The 22,652-nt window shown below is 66.2% G+C and carries 22 protein-coding genes; 20 read left to right on the top strand and 2 right to left on the bottom strand.

Translation table 11 applies throughout. The features are described 5' to 3' along the window. The first annotated feature begins 92 nt into the window (after positions 1 to 92). Positions 93 to 1,106, top strand: a complete 1,014-nt coding sequence (locus G6N77_RS04925) for a LacI family DNA-binding transcriptional regulator (RefSeq protein ID WP_165180904.1) — start codon at positions 93 to 95, stop codon at positions 1,104 to 1,106. Between the two features lie 18 nt (positions 1,107 to 1,124). On the opposite strand, the gene G6N77_RS04920 is transcribed toward G6N77_RS04925, so the two are convergent. Then, a complete protein-coding gene (locus G6N77_RS04920) occupies positions 1,125 to 2,171 on the bottom strand; it encodes a LacI family DNA-binding transcriptional regulator (protein ID WP_165180903.1) in 1,047 nt (348 codons plus the stop codon). Between the two features lie 295 nt (positions 2,172 to 2,466). Here G6N77_RS04920 and G6N77_RS04915 point away from each other — a divergent pair, with 295 nt between their 5' ends. The 4 genes from G6N77_RS04915 to G6N77_RS04900 are packed head-to-tail and all read left to right on the top strand — an operon-like array spanning position 2,467 to position 6,463. Continuing rightward, entirely contained in the window at positions 2,467 to 3,315 is an 849-nt protein-coding gene (locus tag G6N77_RS04915; protein WP_240901686.1) for a sugar phosphate isomerase/epimerase family protein, read from the top strand. Positions 3,316 to 3,352: 37 nt separating this feature from the next. After that, positions 3,353 to 4,360: a Gfo/Idh/MocA family protein gene (locus G6N77_RS04910; RefSeq protein ID WP_165180901.1), complete on the top strand. Its 1,008-nt coding sequence runs from the start codon at positions 3,353 to 3,355 to the stop codon at positions 4,358 to 4,360. Positions 4,361 to 4,403: 43 nt separating this feature from the next. Further along, positions 4,404 to 5,264, top strand: coding sequence for a sugar phosphate isomerase/epimerase family protein (locus G6N77_RS04905; protein WP_306987013.1), 861 nt, complete (start codon positions 4,404 to 4,406; stop codon positions 5,262 to 5,264). 32 nt (positions 5,265 to 5,296) lie between these two features. After that, on the top strand, positions 5,297 to 6,463 hold the full coding sequence (locus G6N77_RS04900; protein WP_165180900.1) for a Gfo/Idh/MocA family protein: 1,167 nt from the start codon (positions 5,297 to 5,299) through the stop codon (positions 6,461 to 6,463). A gap of 76 nt (positions 6,464 to 6,539) precedes the next feature. Here G6N77_RS04900 and G6N77_RS04895 read toward each other — a convergent pair whose 3' ends face one another. Next, positions 6,540 to 7,166 (bottom strand): DUF624 domain-containing protein, encoded by a 627-nt coding sequence (locus G6N77_RS04895; RefSeq protein WP_165180899.1) that lies wholly within the window; start codon positions 7,164 to 7,166, stop codon positions 6,540 to 6,542. A gap of 153 nt (positions 7,167 to 7,319) precedes the next feature. Here G6N77_RS04895 and G6N77_RS04890 point away from each other — a divergent pair, with 153 nt between their 5' ends. The 15 genes from G6N77_RS04890 (at position 7,320) to soxR (ending at position 22,576) form a co-directional block, all read left to right on the top strand. Beyond that, on the top strand, positions 7,320 to 8,381 hold the full coding sequence (locus tag G6N77_RS04890) for a LacI family DNA-binding transcriptional regulator (protein WP_165180898.1): 1,062 nt from the start codon (positions 7,320 to 7,322) through the stop codon (positions 8,379 to 8,381). Positions 8,382 to 8,540: 159 nt separating this feature from the next. Further along, positions 8,541 to 9,824 carry an extracellular solute-binding protein gene (locus G6N77_RS04885; protein WP_205677995.1) on the top strand — a complete coding sequence of 428 codons (1,284 nt, stop codon included), beginning with the start codon at positions 8,541 to 8,543 and terminating at the stop codon, positions 9,822 to 9,824. Next, a complete protein-coding gene (locus G6N77_RS04880) occupies positions 9,821 to 10,795 on the top strand; it encodes a carbohydrate ABC transporter permease (protein ID WP_165180896.1) in 975 nt (324 codons plus the stop codon). The genes G6N77_RS04885 and G6N77_RS04880 overlap by 4 nt, the downstream gene beginning before the upstream one ends. Further along, positions 10,788 to 11,660, top strand: a complete 873-nt coding sequence (locus tag G6N77_RS04875; protein ID WP_205677994.1) for a carbohydrate ABC transporter permease — start codon at positions 10,788 to 10,790, stop codon at positions 11,658 to 11,660. Before G6N77_RS04880 ends, G6N77_RS04875 begins: the two co-directional genes overlap by 8 nt. Positions 11,661 to 11,664: 4 nt before the next feature. Next, positions 11,665 to 12,693: a hydroxyacid dehydrogenase gene (locus tag G6N77_RS04870; RefSeq protein ID WP_165180895.1), complete on the top strand. Its 1,029-nt coding sequence runs from the start codon at positions 11,665 to 11,667 to the stop codon at positions 12,691 to 12,693. A gap of 43 nt (positions 12,694 to 12,736) precedes the next feature. Beyond that, the gene (locus G6N77_RS04865) at positions 12,737 to 13,816 is read left to right on the top strand and encodes a LacI family DNA-binding transcriptional regulator (RefSeq protein ID WP_165180894.1); all 1,080 of its coding nucleotides are present in this window, start codon (positions 12,737 to 12,739) and stop codon (positions 13,814 to 13,816) included. 45 nt (positions 13,817 to 13,861) lie between these two features. Next, positions 13,862 to 14,674 carry a sugar phosphate isomerase/epimerase family protein gene (locus tag G6N77_RS04860; RefSeq protein WP_165180893.1) on the top strand — a complete coding sequence of 271 codons (813 nt, stop codon included), beginning with the start codon at positions 13,862 to 13,864 and terminating at the stop codon, positions 14,672 to 14,674. After that, a complete protein-coding gene (locus G6N77_RS04855; protein WP_165180892.1) occupies positions 14,667 to 15,773 on the top strand; it encodes a Gfo/Idh/MocA family protein in 1,107 nt (368 codons plus the stop codon). Before G6N77_RS04860 ends, G6N77_RS04855 begins: the two co-directional genes overlap by 8 nt. Before the next feature lie 39 nt (positions 15,774 to 15,812). Then, complete coding sequence (locus tag G6N77_RS04850) at positions 15,813 to 16,712, top strand: sugar phosphate isomerase/epimerase family protein (protein ID WP_165180891.1); 900 nt, start codon at positions 15,813 to 15,815, stop codon at positions 16,710 to 16,712. A 32-nt stretch (positions 16,713 to 16,744) separates the two neighbouring features. After that, positions 16,745 to 18,226 (top strand): glucuronate isomerase, encoded by a 1,482-nt coding sequence (gene uxaC / locus G6N77_RS04845; RefSeq protein WP_165180890.1) that lies wholly within the window; start codon positions 16,745 to 16,747, stop codon positions 18,224 to 18,226. Then, positions 18,223 to 19,659, top strand: a complete 1,437-nt coding sequence (locus G6N77_RS04840) for a mannitol dehydrogenase family protein (protein ID WP_165180889.1) — start codon at positions 18,223 to 18,225, stop codon at positions 19,657 to 19,659. The genes uxaC and G6N77_RS04840 overlap by 4 nt, the downstream gene beginning before the upstream one ends. A gap of 67 nt (positions 19,660 to 19,726) precedes the next feature. Then, positions 19,727 to 20,956, top strand: coding sequence for a D-mannonate dehydratase ManD (manD, locus tag G6N77_RS04835; protein WP_165180888.1), 1,230 nt, complete (start codon positions 19,727 to 19,729; stop codon positions 20,954 to 20,956). Then, positions 20,953 to 21,486, top strand: a complete 534-nt coding sequence (locus G6N77_RS04830; RefSeq protein WP_306987005.1) for a gluconokinase — start codon at positions 20,953 to 20,955, stop codon at positions 21,484 to 21,486. The genes manD and G6N77_RS04830 overlap by 4 nt, the downstream gene beginning before the upstream one ends. A gap of 68 nt (positions 21,487 to 21,554) precedes the next feature. Beyond that, a complete protein-coding gene (locus tag G6N77_RS04825) occupies positions 21,555 to 22,082 on the top strand; it encodes a gluconokinase (protein ID WP_262455189.1) in 528 nt (175 codons plus the stop codon). Between the two features lie 2 nt (positions 22,083 to 22,084). After that, positions 22,085 to 22,576, top strand: coding sequence for a redox-sensitive transcriptional activator SoxR (soxR, locus tag G6N77_RS04820; protein WP_165180886.1), 492 nt, complete (start codon positions 22,085 to 22,087; stop codon positions 22,574 to 22,576). Positions 22,577 to 22,652 lie beyond the last annotated feature (76 nt).

Below are 22,652 nucleotides of genomic sequence, written 5' to 3'. Positions count from 1 at the left end.
TGGCAATAGGGTTGCAATCAGTTGCCAAAAAATTGCCAAACTGTTGACAAGCGCCTTGGCGGCGAGGGCACGGGGAGTAGGAGCAGTTGCGGATGGACTCAGTGCCAGGCAGGGGCAGGGCGACCCTGCGTGACGTTGCCAGGGCCGCCGGGGTGGCAACATCCACTGTGTCGCGGGTGCTCTCGGAGCCGGGCCGAATCAGCCCGGCCACCACGGCGGCGGTGCAACGGGCCGTGCAGGAGCTCGGCTACGAGGCCAGGCAGCGCACCCCCGCAGGCCCGGACGCAAAGCCGAGGGCCGTGGCGCTCCTGGTGCCCGACATTACGAATCCGTTTTATTTCGACATCATCCACGGCACGCAGGAGCAGCTCAAGGCCGCCGGGTACACCCAGCTCCTGGTGGACACTGAAGAGTCGGCCGACGTCGAGGAGTCCGCCCTGGAGAGCGTCATCCCTTCCGCGAGGGGCGTCATCCTGGCTGCTTCCCGGTTGTCCACAGGCGCCTTGGCGGGTGCCGCGGGGAGGGTCCCGCTGGTGGCCCTGAACAGGAACGACGCCGGCGTCCCCGCGGTCCTGATCGACCCGGGCTACGGCATCCACCAGGCCTTCCAGCACCTTGTCTCGCTGGACCATTCCCGGATTGCCTTCATTTCCGGCCCCGCCCAGTCCTGGTCCAGCCAATGGCGCTGGCAGGTGTTTGAGGAAGCAGCCAGGGAGAACGGCGTTGACGCAGCCCGGCTGGGCCCCTACTCGCCGAAGCAAACGTCCGGCGCTGCCGCCGCGGACGCGCTGCTCACCAGCAAGGCGTCCGCCTGCATTGCCTTCAACGACCTGCTGGCCATTGGCATGCTGCGGCGCCTTCGGACCCGCGGCATCAAGGTGCCCCAGGATGTGAGCATTATCGGCTGCGACGACATTTTCGGCGCCGATTTCTGCAACCCGCCCCTGACCACCATCACGGCACCCGTCGAACAGGCCGCCCGGGTTGCCACCAGCATGCTGCTCAACCGGCTGGGCGGCGGCCCGCTCGCAGCCCGCCAGGTTTCGCAGCTGCCCACCCACCTGACGGTGCGCGAATCAACGGGGCCGGCGCCCCTGCGGCGCTGACCCCGGGCACTGGCGCCCCTATGAACCCAACGACGACGAGGGCCGGGCCGGCGCGACACCCGTGGAACCGCGGATGGTCAGGTAGGTGGGGAGCACGGATTGGCTGCGGGGAAGGGCCCCCCGGCCCCTGTTGAGCTGGCTCAGGAGCATCGTGACGGCCACCCGCCCCGCCTGTTCCACGGGAGCGGTGACAGTGGTCAGCGGCGGGCTGCAGAAATCGGCCCCGAAAATGTCGTCGCAGCCCACAATGCTCATGTCTTCAGGCACCCGCAGCCCCCGTTCACGAAGGCGTGCCAGCATGCCGATGGCCATGAGGTCGTTGAACGCAATGCCGGCCGTGGCCCCGGAATGGACCAGCGCATCGGCGGCCGCTGCTCCCGAATAAGTCCGCGGCGCAAAGGGGCCCAGCCGCACCACCTCGACGTGGCGTTCCATCGCGGCCGCCGAAAGTGCATCCCAGCGCCGCATGTTGGAGCTGGACGTTTCCGGGCCGCCCAGGTAGGCGATGCGCGAATGCCCCAGTGAGATCAGGTGGTCCAGTGCCTGGTTCGTGGCTGTTGGCGTGTCCAGGATGACGGAGGGGACGCCAGCCACGTCCCGGTTGATCGTCACAAGCGGCATCTTGGTGCTGGCGGCGGCCAGGGCTTCGTCGGAGAGCCGGGATGCCGTCAGGATGACGCCGTCGGCCGTTTGGCGCATCTGTTCCAGGGTGTTGACCTCAACCTCGTCGGATTCCTCCGTGTCCACCAGCAGCTGGGTGTAGCCGGCGGCCTTGAGCTGGAGCTGGGTGCCCCGGATGATGTCAAAGTAAAAGGGGTTGGTGATGTCGGCAACCAGCACGGCAACTGCCCGTGTCCGGCCGGAACTGAGTGCCTTGGCCTGTGCGTTGGGCACGTAGTTGAGCTCCGCGGCTGCCGCTTCGATGCGCGCCCGGGTGCGGTAGTTGACCCGGCCCGGGGTGGTCAGGGCGCGGGACACCGTAGACGCCGTTACCCCGCACAGTGCAGCGACATCTCGGATGGTGGTGGGGCGGCCCGGGGTGTCGCCGGAGGGGGTAGCACTCATGACAGGCCTGACCTTCGCTAGCTGGGCGGTGTGAACGGGGTGACTGAAAGCGGCGCCAGGAATGGAGGGCGGGCGTGGACGCCGTTGGGAGGGGTTCGCTCCGGCCGGTCGCCAAGGTGGCACGGGCCCCTGTCCGCATGTGCCAACAATACGGTCGGCAAAGAATATTGGCAATCGGTTGTCAGCCTGTTGCTTGGGGGGCTAGGCTTCTAGACAGCGAGACTTGTGAAGTGAGTCACTGGGAATGGCCGTCCCCGGCCCCCAGGCAGCTGTTTTTTCGAAAGTGGAGGCCCCCTTGCCCAATGCCCAGCACCCCACCTGGACCCTTTCCGGGTTCGGCGACGAAGTTGACCCTGACCCCAAGGTCCAGGTTGCCGTCCTCCAGGCACTGGGGGCCTCCCACATTGAGGTGCGCAGCGCCTGGGGGACCAATGTCTCGGAACTGGATGACGCCCAGGTGGCCGAACTGAAGGCGGTCCTGGACGGGGCGGGCATGAAAGTCTCCGCCGTCGCCAGCCCCATCGGCAAGGTGGACATCAGCCTGCCCGCAGACCATGAAGTCACCCGGCTGCGCCGCATCATTGAGGTGGCCAAGGCGCTGGACACCCGCTACATCCGCCTGTTCTCCTTCTTCCGCGCGGCGGACCAGACGCCGGAGGACATCCGGGACGCCGTCATGGAGCGCATGTCGCTGATGGCCGCGGAGGCCGAAGGGGCCGGCGTGGTGCTGATCCACGAGAACGAAAAGGAAATCTACGGCGACACCCCCGAGCGTGTCCTGGACATCCTGGAAACCGTCAACTCGCCCGCGCTGCGGGCCGCCTGGGACAATGCCAACTTTGTCCAGGTGGGCGTGAAGCCCTTCACCGACGCCTATGCCATGCTGCGCCCGCACCTGGAATACCTGCAGGTCAAGGACGCCGTGGCCGCCACGGGCGTGGTGGTCCCCACGGGCGAAGGCGACGGCGAGCTGATGGAAACACTGGCGGCGCTGCGCAGCGACGGCTACACCGGGTTCGCCTCACTGGAGCCGCACCTCGCGGTGCAGCACGAACTCGGCGGCTACTCCGGGCCGGCGGCCTTTGGCGTGGCCGCCCGTGCATTCCGTGCGGCCGCGGACTCCGTCGGCATCACGCTCGCCTAGTTTCCTGCCATCCCACCCACCACTATCAGGAGTCAGCATGCCCAGAGTTGCCGTGATTGGTTGCGGGGACGTTGCCACAGTCCACTTTGAGGCCATTGCCGGCATCCCGGATGCGGAGCTCGTGGCCGTGTGCGACACCGATCCAGGCCGGCTCACGGCGGCGGAGCAGGCCCACGGGGTGCCTGGGTACAGCAACGCGGCGGCCATGCTCGATACGGTGCGGCCCGACGTCGTGCATGTCTGCACGCCCCACCACCAGCACGCGGACCCGGCCATCGCGGCACTGGAACGCGGCATCAACGTCATCAGCGAGAAGCCCCTCGCCAGCACCCTGGCCGACGGCGAACGGCTGGCTGCCGCTGCGGCCGCCAGCTCCGCCCGCATCGGCATTTGCTTCCAAAACCGGTACAACCACGCCGTGCAGGCCATGCACCGGCGGCTCGCCGCGGGTGAGTTTGGCGCCATCCTCGGCGGCTCCGGGACGGTCATGTGGCACCGCGATGCCGCCTACTATGCCAGCCGGCCGTGGCGCGGCACATGGGCGGGCGGAGGCGGCGGTCTCCTCATGAACCAGGCCATCCACACCCTTGACCTGCTGCAGTGGATGGTGGGGGAGGTCACCGGCGTCTCCGGCCATGCCGCCACACGCGCCCTCGGGGACAGCATCGAGGTCGAGGACACAGCCGAGCTGGTGCTCAGCCACCGCAATGGGGCCCGCAGCGTCTTTTATGCGACCCTCGCCAACGCCGCCAACGCGCCCATCACGGTTGACATTGTGGCCGAAACGGCAACGCTGCAGCTGCGCGGCGACCTGGCCATCACGCATGCGGACGGATGCGTGGAGGTGGTTCAGGAGCGGCGTGCCGACTCCGGCGGGCGGGACTACTGGGGCGTCTCCCACCAGCTCTACATTGCCGACTTTTATGCCCAGCTGGGCCAGGACGGCCCGTTTTGGATTGACCCGTCCGAGGCCCTGAAGACGCTGCGCATCATTAAGGCCGTCTACGCCCAGAGCTACCCCGGGCAGCTGGCCGCTGTTTCCTAGGCGCGCACCCCAACCAAAAACCCAGCAACGGATAAGGACCATCGTGGCAAAAATCGGTGTACAGGCAATGATGCTCAAGGACAGCTTTGCGGAAGTGGGCGCCTTCGACACGCTCCGCAGGGTCAGCGACCTCGGCTACAACGCCGTCGAAATTTCCCAGATCCCCATGGATGAACGGAATGTGTCCGAGCTGGAGCGGGCCCAGGCCGAGCTTGGCATGGACGTGGCGTCCCTGTCAGTCATGATGGAAAAGCCTGTGGGGCGCCCCGGGGATTCCCTCAAGGACGACTTTGAAAAGATTGTTGAAGACGCCAGGCGCCTCGACACGACACTGCTGCGGATCGGCATGCTGCCGTTCCCGGCCATGAAGTCGGTGGATGCCCTGGTTGAGTTCGCCAAGGAGACCAACGGCTACGCCGAACGCCTCCAGGACCAGGGCATTAGCCTGTACTACCACAACCACCACATTGAGTTTGCGAAGTTCAACGGCCAATACCTGCTGGACATCATCAATGAAAACTCCCCGGCCATGGGCCTGGAAATCGATGTCCACTGGGTGCAGCGCGGCGGCCTGGACCCGGTCCGCACACTGGAAAAGTATGCGGGACAGACGGCCATGGTCCACCTCAAGGACTACCGGATCGGCATGCTTCCGGAACAGGCATTCGGCCTGCTCGACGCCGGGGACCAGGCCGGCTTCATGGCAGCGTTCAAGGACGTGGTCCAGTTTGCCGAGGTGGGGGAGGGCAACCTGGATTTCAGCTCCATCGTCCCCGCAGCACAGGCTGCCGGTGCCAGGTACCTGCTCGTGGAGCAGGACGAGCTGTACGGGCGCACCGTCTGGGAGGCGCTGGAAACATCGCACCGCAACCTCACAGCCATGGGGTTCGCGGAACTGTTCTGACCCCGGCCCAACCACCACAGAAGGACACCACAATGAGCAAGAAAGTACGCCTCGGCATCATCGGCCTGGGCCAGCAGGGCGGCATGTACGCCAAGTTCATCACGGACGGGCTGGTGCCGAACATGGAAATCGGCGCCCTCACCGACACCGATCCCGCCAAGCGGGAACTCGCCTCCGCCAGCTACCCGGGCGTCCACGTCTATGACGACTACGTGGCCATGCTGGACAGCGGCGACATTGACGCCGTCGTCACCTGCGTGCCGCACTACCTTCACCCGGAAATCGGCATTGCCGCCCTGGGCCGGAACATCCACGCCCTCGTGGAGAAGCCGGCCGGGGTGTACACCAAGCAGGTGAAGGAGCTCAACGAGTACGCCGCCGGCAAGCCGGAGCTGTCGTTCGCCATCATGTTCAACCAGCGCAACAATCCGCTGTACCGGCGCCTGAAGGAAATTGTCGACGCCGGCGAGATTGGCACCATCCTGCGCACCAACTGGATCATCACCACCTGGTGGCGCCCGCAGGGGTACTACAATTCCAGCGCCTGGCGGGCAACCTGGGGAGGCGAAGGCGGCGGCGTCCTGGTCAACCAGGCGCCCCACCAGCTGGATTTGTGGCAGTGGATCTGCGGGGTGCCGAAGTCGGTCTTCGCCAAGGTTTCCTATGGCTACCGCCGCGATATTGCTGTGGAGGATGAGGTCACGGCCCTGGTCGACTACGGCAACGGGGCCACGGGGACCTTTGTCACGGCCACGCACGACATGGTGGGCACCGACCGTTTTGAGATCCTCGGTGATGCCGGAAAGATCGTGGTGGAGGGCAGCAAGACGGCCACCGTGACCCGCATGAACAGGAAGGAACGTGAAATCAGCGAGGGCATGGGCATGGAGGACGTGCGCAAGCTGTTCATGGGCCAGCTGGACATGGACCAGTACCTCACCACCGAGGTTATCGAGTTTGAGTCCGCCTGGGGCGCCCAGCACGCCGGCGTACTGGAGAACTTCGCCGCAAACATCCTGGACGGCACCCCGCTGCTGGCGCCGGGTTCCGACGGCATCAACGGCGTCCGCCTGGCCAACGCCATCCACCTCTCCAGCTGGAAGGGCGCTGAAGTGGGCCTCGACTTTGACGAGGACGAGTTCCTGGCACTCCTCAACGAGCACATCCGCGAGGAGGGCAAGTACCCCGAAAGGGCCTAGCCTCCTCCATCCCAAAAGCCGGTCCAGGCACGACGCCGGGACCGGACTTTGGTGTGCCACTTACGGTGCGCCCGCCTTACGGTGCGCTTGCCTTGCGGTATTGCTTGATCCAGCCGGCGGCCGCCCACCAGGCGAGGGCCGCCGGCACCAGCCCGGTGCCCACCAGCAGCAGCGTGGGGAGCCGGGCCAGCAGCAGGAACCAGGTGCCCATGACCACCACCGAGAGTGCCAGGGGCAGGGGGCGCGCCTTGGCCAGCACCCATGACGCAGCGCACCACTCCCGCAGCGAATCCCCCCGGGCCGACGTCATGGCAGAGGACAGAACAGCCAGGTACGCAGCCATGGCCACGCCATACAGCGGCACCAGCACGCACAGCGCCACGACGCCTGCAGCGCTGTTGGCCGCCAGCCAAAACACGAGTGAGACAGCGGCCGCGGCCAGGAATGCCGGCGGCAGCAGGGCCGCCTTCCAGGTCCGCTGCCATGCCCATCGCAGGTTATGCCAAAACACGGCGGTGGGGCGCGGACGGCCCTCCAGCAGCACCTCGCGCAGGGAACGCTGAAGTGCCACTGCTGCGGGAAAAACCGTGACCAACGGCAGGGAGGCAGCCACAAACAGCAACTGGAGCCAGAGGATGTCCCCGGCCATGACAAAGGCATTGAACAGGCGCGGCGGCCGCGTGGCCGGCTGGTGGGTGCTCATGGGGTCCTTAGGGGGCAAGGTGCCGGCTGGAAGGGTGCCGTTTGCGGCGAAAGGTGACGCGGCTGACAAACACGTCTTGCTCTATTTGACCGAAATATGTTCGTATTAGCAATACCGAACGCGCAAATGGTGTTCCGAACGATGGGGTTGGCAATGCTGGCGAGTGGGCGACACAAGTACATCCTTGAGCAGCTGAGGCTGCACGGGCGGGTCAAGGCAACGGAGATTGCCCAGGCCCTGGCGGTTTCGGAGATCACCATCCGGCGCGACCTCAATGAGTTGCACGATGGCAAGCAGCTCAGCCGTGTCCACGGCGGGGCCGTGCGCCTGGGCGGCACCGACCCCGGCAGCAAGCGGCAGATCCTGGTTGGCATCCTGGTCCCCGGCAGCGTCTACTATTTCCCGGAAGTCATCAAAGGCATGGAAATGGTGGCTGAACGGCTGAACGTCCGGCTGGTGCTGGGTGTTTCCGGAGGCATGGATGCCGAACCGGGCCACGTCCGGCGCATGCTGGACCTGGGCGTGGAAGGCATGCTGATCACCACCGTGGCGGGCGACGACCGTGCCGCGGAGGTGGGTTCCTGGCTTGGTGAGATGAAAGTTCCCGCCGTTCTGGTCGAACGATCATTTGGGTACCCGCATGTCGGGGAGGAGCTGGACTATGTGCGCAGCGACCACGCCTACGGGGCAGCCCTGGCCATCCGCCACCTGCACGGGCTTGGGCACCGCTCCATTGCGGTCGCACTGGCGCCAACGCCCACGTCGTACTGGCTCGAGCAGGGTGCTGCAGAGGCGATGGACCTGTTGGGGCTGACGGCGGGGCTTCCGATGTTCCAATTTCCCCGGGTGCCGGCCGGCGTGGACCTCGGGGCCGTGGAGCGCCTGCTCGACGACGTACTTGCCCACGGGATTACGGGCATCTTTGTGCACAATGACACCCACGCCTCTGCCCTGGTGGACGCCGCACTGGCGCGCGGCGTGCGGGTCCCCGAGGACCTTTCGGTGATCGCCTACGACGATGTCGTGGCCAATCTGGCCGCCGTTCCGCTGACGGCCGTGGGCCCCCCCAAGCACTCCGTTGGCGCGCTGGCCCTGGAACAGCTGGTCCGGCGCCTGGGCTACCCGGCGGACCGGCAGGGGGCCGTGGTGCACCTGTCCCTGGTGCCCAACCTGAATGTCAGGCGTTCCACCGGGGCGCCCGCAACCGCCAAATGATCGATATTGATCGACCAATCAGAATTTGCTTGAAACGTCCGCTTGGACCGCATAGCTTTCATGGAAGACGTTTACCAACGTGCAGTGCATCACAATTGGGCGGGCCATTCCCGCAGCACCAACAATCACGGCGAAGCACCACAGTCAAAGGAGACAGCAGTGAAGAAGCGGTTCTTGAAGACCCTTGCATTGACGGCAGGACTGGCACTGACGCTCGGGGCCTGCGGCTCCGGGGGGACGGGCAGTTCACCGGCCGGAGCCAAGGACGATCCGGCCACGGCCACAGGCACCATCCGGGTTATGATCCCCACCTACCCCTTGTCCAACGACGGCAAGGCGGAGTTCCAGAAGGTTGTTGACGCGTTCAACAAGAAGTACCCGAAGATGACCGTTGAGCCTGACTTTGTCACGTACAACAACATGAACGAGAAGATTTCCACCTCGATCGCCAGCGGCCAGGGCTATGACGTCCTGGTGACAGGCGTTGGCTGGATCCAGCCGTTTGCCGCCAAGAAGGTTTTCAAGGACCTGGGAGCCGTGGGAGTCACCACCGACACCATCACCAAGGACACCGTGGAGGCACTGGTTCCGACCGTGACCTACAACGGCAAGGTGTACGGCTACCCCATGATTGCCGACGCCAGGGCAGTGGCCCTGCGCAAGAGCGCCTTTGTTGAGGCCGGCCTGGACCCCAACAAGCCGCCGACCACCATGGCCGAGCTGAAGGCCGCCGCGGAGAAACTGACCAAGCGCGACGCCTCCGGCAAGATCACCCGTCCCGGCTTCGACTTCAATGCCGCGGCCGGCGCCTACCGCCAGGCCTACATCACCTTCCTCGGTTCCGCCGGCACCCCGCTCTACAAGGATGGCAAGCCCAACTTCAACAATGAAAAGGGCATCTCCACGCTGAACTGGATGAAGTCCATGGTCAACAATGTGGAACCCTTTGGCTACCAGAATGCAGCCCAGAAGCCCCTGGTTCTCACCAATGAGGCAGCCATGGGCTTTGTCAAGGGCGCCGTGGACTGCAGCGACAAGGGCATCGGGCAAAAGAACTGTGACGACCTGTCCTACTTCCTGCTCGACGACGGCGCAAAGTCCGAGTTTGTCGGCGGCGACATCGCAGCCATTGGCGCCACAACGAAGCACACGGACGCAGCCTGGGCCTTTATCCAGGCCCTGTCCACCCCGGAAGCGTCCAATGCCCAGGCCAAGCTGAACCAGAAGATCCCCGCATCCAACTCGCCTGCCGCCCAGGAACAGGCCCAGTCCAACCCGCTGAGCAAGTTCGTCTCCGAAAACCTCAACCACGCCGTGTTTGAAGGCGGAGCCGCCAACTGGCTCGAGGTGCGCAACTCCTTCAACTCCGGCTTCGACGAGGCACTGCTGGGCAAGCGCTCCGCCGAGGAAGTCCTGACCAGTTTGGCCGCGCAGTCGAAATGAGTGAGCTCACCACCTCCAAGCCGCTCGGCGGCGGCGCCCCCGCCCGGCTTTCCCCCACTGTGGGAAAGCCGGCCGGGGCGGGCCGCCCCGCCAAGCGGAAATCGCTGACACGCAAGCAAACCAGGGCCGGCTGGTTCCTCCTCACACCTGCCCTGCTGCACTCCACCATCTTCATCTCCATCCCCACCGTGGCCGCCATCGTTTTGAGCATGACGGACTACAGCTTCACCGGCGAGTGGCAGTGGGTGGGCTTCGCCAACTTTGTTGAACTCATGGGCGACCAAAACTTCAAGACCGCCTTCATCAACACTGTGGTCTACGCCGTCGTCGTCGTTCCGATTTCCATGGGCCTGGCACTGTTGATTGCCCTGGGCCTGAACCAAAAGATCCGCGGCCTTTCCTTCTTCCGCACCGCCTTTTACATCCCCACAGTCACGGCCACAGTGGCCGTTGCCTCGGTCTGGCTGTGGATGTACAACCCCGGATCCGGGCTGGGCAACGGCATCCTGAGCCTGTTCGGCATTGGCCCGCAGGGCTGGCTGACCAACCCCGACATGGCACTGGGTTCCGTCATGGTGGTGGGGGTCTGGCAGGGCCTGGGCGCCAAGATGATCATTTATTTGGCCGCCCTCCAGGGTGTTTCCCGGGAGCTTATCGAAGCTGCCGACCTGGACGGCGCCAACAGCTGGCAGATTTTCCGCCACGTCAAGTGGCCGGCCCTTGCGCCGGCGCAGTTCTTCGTCCTCGTCACCGCGATCGTGAGCACCTTCCAGGTGTTCGACCTGGTCTACGTCATGACGCAGGGCGGACCGGGCATCGCCACCAACGTGCTGGTGCTGGACATCTACAACAACGCCTTCCAAAGCTTGCGACTGGGATACGCCTCCGCCGAGACGGTCATCATGATCCTGTTGATCAGTGTCTTCATCTACGTGGGCCGCAAGCTCCAAGGATCGGATAAGAGTGAATAACACAACTAAAACCCGTGTGGGACGCGGACTGCTCTACGGCATCCTCAGCTTCGGATCGGTCCTCATGCTGGCACCATTCATCTGGATGATCCTGACGGCGCTGAAGGCGCCGAACGAGGTGGCCACCTTCACCTGGCTGCCCAAGGACTTTCTCTGGGGAAACTTTGTCGAGGCCATGTCGATTGCGCCGTTCCTGAACTACTTCCGCAACAGCCTTTTTATTGCCGTGGGCGAAACCGCCGTCACGCTGGTGCTGTGCACCATGGCCGGCTACGCGCTGGCCAAGCTTCCCATCCGCGGCTCAAAGTACCTGCTGAACTACTTCATTGTGCTGCTCATGATTCCGTTCCAGATCATCCTGGTTCCCTTGTTCCTCATTGTGAAGGGCATTCCGCTATTCGGCGGCAATGACATCTTCGGCATGGGCGGCACGGGCTGGCTCAACTCCTGGTGGGGGCTGATCATTCCGCTCGCGGCGGGACCCATGTACACCTTCCTGTCGCGGCAGTTCTACGTTTCCCTGCCGTCCGAGCTGGCCGATGCCGCGCGCATGGACGGGGTGGGCGAATTTGGGATATTCACCCGCATCATGACCCCTCTCATCAAGCCTGCCCTGATCACCATCGTCGTCTTCCAAATCGAGGCTGCCTGGAATGCCTTCCTGTGGCCGCTGATGATCACCAACACTGATGAGATCAGGCCCCTCCAGCTGGGCCTGGCCATCTTCTCCCAAAACCCCATGAACGTGCAGTGGCCGTACCTGATGGCCGGCACCGCACTGGCAGCACTGCCCATGATCGTGCTCTTCGTCTTCGCGCAAAAGCGCTTCGTTGAAGGCATGGCCAACTCCGGACTGAAGGGCTGACGCCATGAGTGCAGAACACGCCAGGGCGCGGCCGCAGGTGGCCTTCGCCATGAAATCCAACGAGCTCAGGGACAGGCTTTTTGACGCACCGGCCATGCAGCGCCTGGCCAGGGTTGCCGACGTGGTCCACGAGGATGTCCTGACCGAATTCGAATCCGACCATGCCAGGAAGGTGCTGGGGCGGACCACGGCCCTCATTACCGGCTGGGGCTGCCCCGTTATTGACGATGCGGCACTTGCGGCCGGCCCGGGCCTGGAACTGATCGCCCATGCGGCCGGCTCAGTCAAGGGCCATGTTTCGCTGGAGTGCTGGAACCGGGGGATCAGGGTTACGACGGCGGCACAAGGCAACGCGGTTCCCGTAGCCGAGTACACGCTTGCCTTCATCCTGCTGGCAGGCAAGAACGCCGTGGCGGAGCACCACAAGCAGCACACCCACCGGTCAACGTATCGCAAGGACGTGCTGGCAACCGGCTACGGGAATGCTTCGGGGACCGTGGGCATCATCGGCGCCTCACGCATTGGCAGGCTGGTCATTGACCTGCTCAAGCCGTTTTCCCTCGACGTCCTGCTGTCCGATCCGACGCTGACTTCCGCCGAAGCGCAGGAACTGGGCGTGGAACTGGTGCCACTGGGAGAACTCATGGAGCGCAGCCGGGTTGTTTCCCTGCATGCACCCCTACTGCCCTCGACAGTCGGCATGGTTGGTGCCGCGGAATTGGCGCGGCTGCAGGACGGGGCCACGTTCATCAACACCGCCCGCGGCGTCCTGGTTGACCACGATGCGCTCCGCGCGGAATTGCTGGACGGCCGGATCAACGCGGTCCTGGACGTGACGTCCCCGGAGCCGCTCCCCGACGGGGATGCGCTGTACGACCTCCCCAACGTCATACTGACGCCCCACATTGCCGGGTCCGTCGGCAACGAGCTGACGCGCATGGGCGGGCTGGCCGTCAACGAGGTGGAACGCCTGGCCCGGGGCGAGCGGCCCGCGTACGCCATCACCGAGGATGTACTGCTCGCCATGGCGTGATCCGGGTTACGGTATGTAGTGAGCGACTAATGCGAAGGATCCCATGAGCGAGAGCACCGGCATGCAGGCACCGCGCCCCCGCAGCACCAGGCGGATGGCGGGTGGAAAACAGGCGCCCACGATCTACGACATCGCCGAGCTGGCAGGCGTCAATCCTTCCACGGTATCGCGTGCCCTCAGCACCCCCGGCCGGGTCAGTGCCAAGACCCAAACCAGGATCGAGGATGCCGCGCGGAAACTGAACTACCAGGTCAACGCCTTTGCCCGGGCACTCCCCACGGGGCGCACCCGCACCATTGGCCTGATCGTCTCCGACATCACCAATCCCGCCTACTTTGACATCATCCGCGGTGCCGGCACGGCCGCCTCCGCCCGCGACTACACCTTGATGCTCGCAGAATCCACCGAATCGGCGGAACTTGAGCTGACGGCCGCACGGCGCATGCTCGCCACAGTGGACGGCCTGATCCTGGCCAGCCCGCGGCTGTCCGACGCCGACATCTCGCAACTGGCGTCGCAGAAGCCCGTGGTGGTCATCAACCGGACCGTGGACGGCGTCGGCTCGGTGGTGGCCGACACCGAAGCGGGCGTGGCCGACGCCCTTCGCCACCTGGCGGCGATGGGCCACCGCCACATTGCCTATGTGGCGGGGCCCGAGCGGTCCTGGATGTCCCAGCGCCGGTGGGAGACCATCAAGGCCCGCAGCGACTGGTCGGGCCTGTCCGCCACCGTGGTGGCCTCCGGCGTGCCCACCGTGGACGGCGGCAGGCGGGCGGCGGCTGCTGTCCGGGAAGGCTTTGCCACCGCTGTCTTTTGCTACAACGACCTGATGGCGATTGGGCTCATGCGGGAGCTGCAGGCGGCCGGCGTCAACATTCCCGACGAATTCAGCATCCTTGGCTTTGACAACATCTTTGGCTCCGACTTCACCACGCCCCCGCTTTCCACCATCAAGTCCCCGCTGCATGAGTTGGGGACCACCGCACTGGGCTACGTTCTGGAGGAACTGGACAAGGGTCCGGGACCCCACAGGCTTCCGGTGCTGCGGACCGAACTGGTGCTGCGGGGCTCAACGGGTCCCTCACCCCGGCAGGCTCCCGGGCCGGGTGCCGCCACGGCGTGATTGATTCATCCCGTACTGAACGAACCACCCCACAGAAGAGAAGTGATGACCGTTTTTAACACCGGGCTCATGTCCGTAACCTTCAGGAAGCTGTCCTTGGAAGACATCGTGCAGCTGGCCGCCGATGCCGGGCTGGGAAAGATCTCCTGGAGCGGCGATGTCCACGTTGTGCCGGGCGATGACAGCCAGGCGGACCGGGCCCGGGAACTGTGTGCCGCAGCCGGGATCGGGATCGAGGGCTATGGCTCGTACTGGCGGGCGGACGGCACCCCCATTGACTCAATTGCCGCCACCGCCTCGCGCCTGGGCGCCCCGCGAATCCGCGTCTGGGCAGGCAGCACGGGTTCCGCCGAAACCAGCGACGCCGACCGCATCCGCATTGCCCTGTGCATTGCTTCGGCGGCAGACCACGCGGCAGCCCGGGGGATCGCGCTCCACCTGGAATTCCACCGCAACACGCTGACCGACACGGCGGAATCAACGCTCGCCCTGCTGTCGGACATCGCCGCGGCCAGGGAGGTTGAGGGGCAGCCCGTGCGGAGCTACTGGCAGCCACGCCCGGGCATCGCAGATGCCCCGGCCCTCGCGGAACTGGAACTGCTCAAGGGCCAGGTGGACGCACTCCACGTCTTTTCGTGGCAGTCAGACGGCAGCCGGTTGCCGTTGGGGGAGCTTTCCGCTGCCTGGCGCGGGCGCCTGGACGCCCTGTCGCACGGCGGTGCCCAGGAAATTGACCTCATGCTGGAATTTGTTGCCGAGGACACCCCGCAGCAGCTGCTCCGGGACGCCCGCGAACTGCATTCCTGGCTTGCCGGAGTCCAGGGCCGCCACACGTCAAAGGACGCCATCCATGGATAACCCGGGCAGCAGGGACAAGGCCGCCAAACTGCGCTTTGTGGTCGTCGGTGCGGGCATGATCGGCACCCGCCACGCAGCCGTCATTTCCGGGCTGGGCAGGGAGGCCGTGCTGGCCGCCGTCGTCGACCTCAACCTGGCCAAGGCCGGGGCCCTGGCCCGGCAGTACGGGGTTCCCGCGTACAGTTCCCTGGGTGCGGCCCTGGCCGCGCACCCCATCGACGCGGTGGCCGTGTGCACCCCCACGGGCGTCCACGGCGAGGTGGCCATCGAGGCCCTGCTGGCCGGGCGGCACGTGGTGATTGAAAAGCCGGCGGAAATCACGCCGGAAAAAGTGGACGCGATCATTGCGGCCCGCGACGCTGCCGGCAGGACGGTCACCGTCATTTCGCAGCACCGCTTCGACCCGTCCACGGAGATCGTCCTGGAGGCGCTCCGCAACGGCGGCCTGGGCAGGCTGACATCGGGCATTGCCTCGATCGACTGGTGGCGGGGCCAAAGCTACTACGACTCCGGGGACTGGCGCGGCACCTGGGAGCTGGACGGGGGAGGGGCGCTCATGAACCAGGGCGTGCACACCGTTGACCTGCTGGTCGCGGCCCTCGGCACCCCCGTGGAGGTGTTTGCCTACACCGCCCGCACGGCCCACGAACGGATCGACGTGGAGGACGTCGCCGTTGGCGTGGTGAAGTTCGACGGCGGCGCGCTGGGTATGCTGCACGCCTCCACTGCCGCCTTTCCAGGCCTGAGCGCCCGGCTGCAGGTCCACGGCGACCGCGGCTCGGCCGTCATTGACAACGACCAGCTCAGCTACATCCACACCACCCCAGCCGGCCAGGCGCCGGAGGAAATATTCTATGGCGGGGCAGGTGCCGGCAACCAGCTGGAGCACTACGGCCCGGGCCTTGGGGGAGCCCCGTCCGCCGGTTCCGATCCGGCCGAACTCTCCGACGCCCATGTCCGCCAATACCTCGATTTCCTGGCCGCCGTCCGGGACGGCAGGCCCCCGCGCGTGGGGCTCGAGGAGAACCGCCTTTCGCTCAGCGTCATCACGGGCGCGTATGAATCCGCCCGCACCGGGCTGCCCGTGCGCCTCGCCTGAGAAACCCGATGCCCCAAGATGCCCCCAGGGAAGGACACCATGAACCCGGACACCCCGCGCCGGCCCCGGCTTGCCGTGAACCCCATCGCCTACTGGGCGAGGGACGGAAAGACGCCGGAGGTGCTGGGACGGGCCTTTGAGGAACTGGCCGGCATCGGCTTCACCGCCGTCAAGGCAGACGTGCCCGAAGGGATGACGGCTGGCGCCTACCGTGCCTGGATTGCCGGCTTTGGCCTGGCCCCGTCCCTGAGCCTGTTCAACTCAGCCTTCGATGAAACCGTCGACATGAAGGCCGAATTGGAAAGGGCCCGGCGCTTCTCTGGCGTCCAGGCGGAACTGGGGCTGGACCGCACCATGGTCTCATCGGTTGAACTGCCCGCCCGCCGCGCCGAACCCGCCGTCGGCGCGGATTTCAATGCGGGCCGTCTTGCGGCGGCCATCGAGAACGTGGGGCGCAGCTGCGAAGTCCTCCAGTCGGAAGGGCTGCGCCCGCTCCTGCACCCGCACGTGGGAGGCGTCTTTGAGACCGAACACGAGATCACCTCCCTGCTGGACACGCTGGGGCCGGACACCATCGGATTCGGCCCGGACACGGGCCACCTGCGCTGGGCGGGGATGGACCCTGCGGCCATGATCGCCCGCTATGCCGACAGGGTTGGCGGGATCCACATCAAGGACGTTTTCCCCGACTACCTGGAGCCGGCCTCCCGGGCGGGCATGGCCTACTTCGAGGTTACCGGAACCGGGCGGATGTGGGCCGAGCCGGGCCTGGGCGTCCTGGACCTGCCGGGCATCCTCGCCACCATGCCGGCGAACTACGACGGCGACTACATGGTGGAGGTGGACCGTCCCAGTATGAAATCACTGTACGACAGCCACAAAATCTCTTTCGACTGGGCGGCCTCGGGATTGAATGGCAATCTTTTGGCAACCGGTTGACAACGTTGATGGGAACGAAGGATTATTGAGCTATGTCACACTTCCTCTCGCCCATCGCCACGCGCACCCTGTCCCCGGCGGACGCCGCAGCCGACGTCCAGGCGGGTGCGCGGCCGTCTCCGGCTGCGGATCCGGACCGGCTGCTGCCCGCCGATCCCGGCACCCGCAGCATCGCCCGCGAACTGCTGGCACGGGTTGAGGGCCTGCCCATCATCTCCCCGCACGGGCACGTGGATGCGGCCATGCTGGAACAGGACACCCCGTTTCCGGACCCCGCAACTCTGCTGGTCAGCCCGGACCACTACGTGACCCGCCTGATCCACGCCAGCGGCGTTCCGCTGGAGCGCCTGCGGGTGGGCGGCACCACGGCCGTGGAACCCCGCGAAACGTGGCGCGAGTTCGCCAAGGCGTGGCCGCTCTTTGACGGCACAGCTTCCGGCTACTGGATGCGCGACTCCTTTGAGCACGTCTTTGGCCTGTCCAGGGAGGTCAGCGAGGAAAATGCCGACGCGCTGTTTGACGAACTCGACGCCAAGCTCAAGAGCCCGGCATTCCGCCCGCGCCAGCTGTTCAAGGAATTCAACATCGAGGTGCTGGCGACCACTGACGATCCCCTCGACGAGCTGGCCGCCCACAAGGCGATTGCCGAGGACCCCACCTTCGCCGGCCGGGTGCTGCCCACCTTCCGCCCCGATGCCTACATCAAGTTCGCCGCAGCCGGGTGGGCGGAGCGGGTTGAAAGGCTCATTGACACGGCCGGCGACGGCATCGGCGGCTACGAGGGCTACCTCCGCGCCCTGGAAAACCGCCGCCAGTACTTCGTGGAGCATGGCGCCGTCTCCGCAGACCACGGCGTCCGCACGGCACAGACGCTCCGACTCGAAGCCGGCACTGCCGCTGCCCTCTTCGACAAGGCCCGCCGCGGCGAGGCCACCGCCCAGGACGCCGATGTGTTCGAGGCCCACATGACGTACCAGATGGCCCGCATGTCCGTGGCGGACGGACTGGTCATGACCATCCACCCCGGAGTGTTCCGCAACCACCACACCGCATCCTTCAACACCTTCGGGGCGGACACCGGCCACGACATCCCGTTCGCCGTCAGCTACACCGAGGCCCTGCGCCCCATGCTGGAGGACTTCGGCACGGCACCCGGCTTCCACTTCATCCCGTTCACCATTGACGAAACTGTCTTTTCCCGTGAAATTGCGCCGCTGGCCGGGTTCTACCCGTCCGTATTCATTGGCGCCCCGTGGTGGTTCCTGGACGCGCCGGACGCCATGCTGCGCTTCCGTGCCGCCGTCACCGAAACAGCCGGCTTCTCCCGTTCCTCCGGTTTCATTGACGACACCCGCGCGTTTTGCTCCATCCCTGCCCGCCACAACACCTCGCGCCGCATTGAGGCGAGCTTCCTGGCGCGCCTGGTCGCCGAGCGCCGCGTCAGCGAGGCCCGCGCCCAGGAGATCATCGTGGACATTGTCGACGCCGCACCTCGGAGGGCGTTCAAGCTGTGATCGAACCGTTGAATCGAAGCACCGCACAAGCTGCCCCCGCGGCCCCCGTGCGCATTGTCCACCTGGGCTTGGGCGCCTTCCACCGGGCCCACCAGGCCTGGTACACCCAGCACGCCAGCGACGGCGCGGAATGGGGGATCGCCGCCTTCACAGGCCGGCGTCCCGATGCCGCCACTGCACTGGCCGGCCAGGACGGCCTGTACACGCTTATCGAGCGCGGCGAGGGCGGGGACCGGTTTGAGCTGATGTCCGCCATCGTGGAAGCGCACGACGGCGCCGACGTTGCCGCGCTGGCCCGGCTCGTTGCCGCGCCGGCCACGGCCATTGTGACGCTGACCATCACCGAGGCCGCATACCACCTGGGGGCCGACGGCACCCTGGACTTCGCCAGCCCTGCGGTCCAGGCTGACATTGACCTGCTCCGACAGGCCACCGCCCCGGGTGCCGCCGGAACTGCCAACGACGACGGCGACCGCCCGCCCGCCGCTGCCACGCCGGCCGGCCGCCTGGTCCAGGCACTCGCGGCCCGCCGCAGCACCGGTGCCGGGCCCATCGCCGTCGTCCCCTGTGACAACCTGGCCAACAACGCTGCCGCCGCCCGTGCCGCCATTGCTGGCCTGGCCGACGTCGTCGATCCCGGGCTGGGAGCCTGGGTCGCGGAGAACGTCAGCTTTGTCGGCACCTCGGTGGACCGGATCACCCCGCGCACCACAGAGGCGGACGTGGCGCTGGTGGAGGCTGAGTGCGGCTACGTGGACTCGTCGCCCGTGGTGACGGAGCCGTTCAGCGACTGGGTGCTCTGCGGAGCCTTTCCCGCCGGGCGCCCGGACTGGGCAAGCGCCGGCGCCGTGTTTGTTGACACCATCGAGGACTTTGAAAACCGGAAGCTGTGGCTGCTCAACGGCGCCCACTCGCTCATGGCGTACGCCGGCCAGTTGCGCGGCCACGCCACGGTGGCACAGGCCCTGGTCGATCCTGCCTGCGCCGGCTGGATCACCGAGTTTTGGGACGAGGCCGAACGCAACCTGCCTGCCGAGGGCCTGGGCATCCCCGCCTACCGGGCCGCGCTGCTGGAGCGTTTCAGCAATGCCCGCATTGCCCACCACCTGGCCCAGATCGCCATGGACGGCTCCAGCAAGCTGCGCATGCGTGCAGTGCCCGTCCTGAAGGCAGAGCTCGCGGCCGGCCGGCCCGGCACCGGTGCGGCCCGCATGATCGCCGCCTGGGTGGCATTCCTGCGCGTGGCCCGTGCCTCGGGCAGCACCCTGGCCGACTCGGCCGCCGTCGAACTTGGCGCAGCCCTGTCCCTGCCGGCGGGGGAAGACCTGCCCGCCCTCCTGGGCATCCTGGATGCCCGGCTGCCGGGGGACGCCCCGGCCGCTGCCGCCGTCGCTGCCGCATTAGACGGATTGGCCGTGCAGCGACCGGCCTAAACTGGCCGCACAGGCCCAAGTACCTTGTCTTTTCATCCCCTGACCGCCTCCCGGAAGGAACCCCGCCGTGAAAATTGTTTCCGCAGAAGTTTTTGTCACCAGCCCCAGCCGCAATTTTGTGACCCTGAAAATCACCACGGATGAGGGGGTGACGGGCATTGGCGACGCCACGCTGAACGGGCGCGAACTGGCCGTGGCCGCGTATTTGAAGGAGCATGTGGCGCAGCTGCTCATCGGCCGGGACCCGCACCGCATCGAGGACACCTGGCAGTTCATCTACCGCAGTTCCTACTGGCGCCGCGGCCCGGTCACCATGGCCGCCATCGCCGCCGTCGACATGGCGTTGTGGGACATCAAGGGGAAGATTGCCGGGCTGCCGGTGTACCAGCTGCTGGGCGGGGCCTCCCGCAACGGCCTGCGCGCCTACGGGCACGCCTCCGGCACCGACATCCCGCAGCTGTTTGACTCCATCCGCGAACACCTGGAACTGGGCTACAAGTCGGTGCGGGTCCAGACCGCCATTCCTGGCATCAATGCCGTTTACGGGGTGGCGGCCCAGGCGCAGGCCTCAGGGGAGCGCTACGACTACGAGCCGGCTGGCCGGGGCACGTACCCGCAGGAGGAGGACTGGGACACCCGCGCCTACCTGCGCCACCTGCCCACCGTGTTTGAGGCCGTCCGCAACGAATTCGGCCCCGAACTGCCCCTGCTCCACGACGGCCACCACCGCATGACCCCCATCCAGGCGGCGAAGCTGGGCAAGGCGCTGGAGCCGTACGACCTGTTCTGGCTGGAGGACTGCACCCCGGCCGAGAACCAGGAGGCCCTGCGCCTGGTCCGTTCCCACACCACCACCCCTCTGGCCATCGGCGAGGTGTTCAACACGGTGTTCGACTTCCAGACCATCATCAAGGAACAGCTGATCGACTACGTGCGGGCCGCCTCGACGCACTTTGGCGGGATTTCGCCGCTGAAGAAGGTCATGGACTTCGCTGCGCAGTACCAGATCAAGTCCGGCTTCCACGGCCCCACGGACATTTCCCCCATCGGATTCGCCGCCCAGCTCCATGTGGGCCTGGCCATCCACAACTACGGCATCCAGGAGTACATGCAGCACTCCGACGCCACGAACGAAGTGTTCCAGCAGTCGATGACGTTCAAGGACGGCTACCTGCACCCGGGAGAGAAGCCCGGCATCGGCGTCGAGTTCAACGAGGAAGCCGCAGCGGCATTCCCGTACCAGCAGGCCTACCTGCCCTACAACCGGCTCATTGACGGAACGGTCCACGACTGGTGAACGGCGGGGCAGCGTTTCCGGCCCGCCGCATCGTGGTCATGGGGGTGTCCGGCTGCGGCAAGAGCACCATCGGCGCCCTTGTCGCGGCCGGGCTTGGCCTGCCTTTCACGGACGGGGATTCCCTGCACCCGCTGGAAAACATCGCCAAGATGGCCGCCGGCATTCCACTGGACGACGCCGACCGCGCACCCTGGCTGGCCGTCGTCGGCCGGGAGCTGGCCTCCTCCGCCAACGGCCTGGTGGTGGCCTGCTCTGCCCTCAAGCGCAGCTACCGGGAAGCCATCCTTGCCGAGGCGCCAGATGTTGTTTTCCTGCACCTGGACGGCGCCCGGGAAGTTTTGGAGACCCGGCTCGAAGGGCGTTCGGGCCACTTCATGCCGGCCGCCCTGCTGGATTCGCAGCTTGCCGCCCTGGAAGCGCCGGGGGATGACGAGCCCGCAGTGGTGATCGACATATCGGCGCCCGTGGACGCCCTGGTGCGCGACGCCGTCGTGCGCCTGAAGGGCATCGCCCTGCGGCAAAGCGCCTAAGCAATGAAGCGAAGCCGATGGGGCCGCCCGGGGCAAGCTTTGGTATACAAGAGAGTATGGATACACCAGTGGACACCACAGCAGGAACGCCTGCCACCCGCGTTATTGTCATGGGCGTCTCCGGCTCCGGCAAGAGCACCATCGGGGCCCTCGTGGCCGACGCCATGGGCTTCCCGTTCCTGGACGGGGACTCCCTGCACCCGCTCGCCAACATCCACAAGATGGCTGCCGGAATCCCGCTCGATGACTCGGACCGCTGGCCGTGGCTGGAAATCGTGGGCGACGAACTGGCCAACACCAAAGCGGCCGGCATTGTCATTGCGTGCTCGGCGTTGAAGCGCAGCTACCGCGATGTCATCCGGGCGAAGGCACCCGACACCATTTTCCTGCACCTTGACGGCTCTCTGGAAGTGCTCGGCTCCCGGCTGGAGGGCCGTTCCGGCCACTTCATGCCGCCGGCCCTGCTGGCCTCCCAGCTGGCCACCCTGGAACCGCTGGGCAAGGATGAAAACGCCGTGGTGATCGACATTTCCGCCAGCATTACTGAACTGCTGGCCCAGGCCGTGGCCGGCATCGAGCTGGCGGCAGCCCGCTAGCCATGGCCAGCGCCGGAACGCAGCACAGCGCCGGTTCCCAGCACAGCGCCGAGGAACAATTGACTGTGGGACAGCTGGCCGAACGAAGTGGCGCCACCGTGTCCGCCCTGCATTTTTATGAGCGGCAGGGCCTGATCTTTTCCACGCGCACGGCGGGCAACCAGCGCCGCTTCCGGCGTTCGGTGCTGCGGCGGGTGGCCGTCATCCGGGCGGCCCAGCGTGCCGGCATCCCCCTGGCGCTGGTGGCCGAATCCTTCGCGGAACTGCCCAGCGACGGCGTGCCGGACAGCGCCGACTGGCAGCGGCTGTCCGAACACTGGCGCGGCGAGCTGGACGCGCGCATCAGGGCCCTTGAAAAGCTGCGCGGGAGCCTGGGCGGCTGCATTGGCTGCGGCTGCCTGTCCCTGGCCGAATGCGGCTTTGTGAACCCGGATGACAAGGTGGCCGGGCAGGGGCCCGGCGCCCGGGCCTTCGATTTCTCCCGCCGAAACTAGGCACTGGCACCCGTACGCGATTTGACCTCTACCATGGTTGAGGTTTTAGTGTTGCTTGTGGCCCTCCTTTTCGTGG

It is taken from the genome of Arthrobacter silviterrae (assembly GCF_011045165.1).
Classification (GTDB): domain Bacteria; phylum Actinomycetota; class Actinomycetes; order Actinomycetales; family Micrococcaceae; genus Specibacter; species Specibacter silviterrae.
Note: the sequence above shows the minus strand (reverse complement) of the source record. Positions and strands in the feature narration are given on the sequence as shown.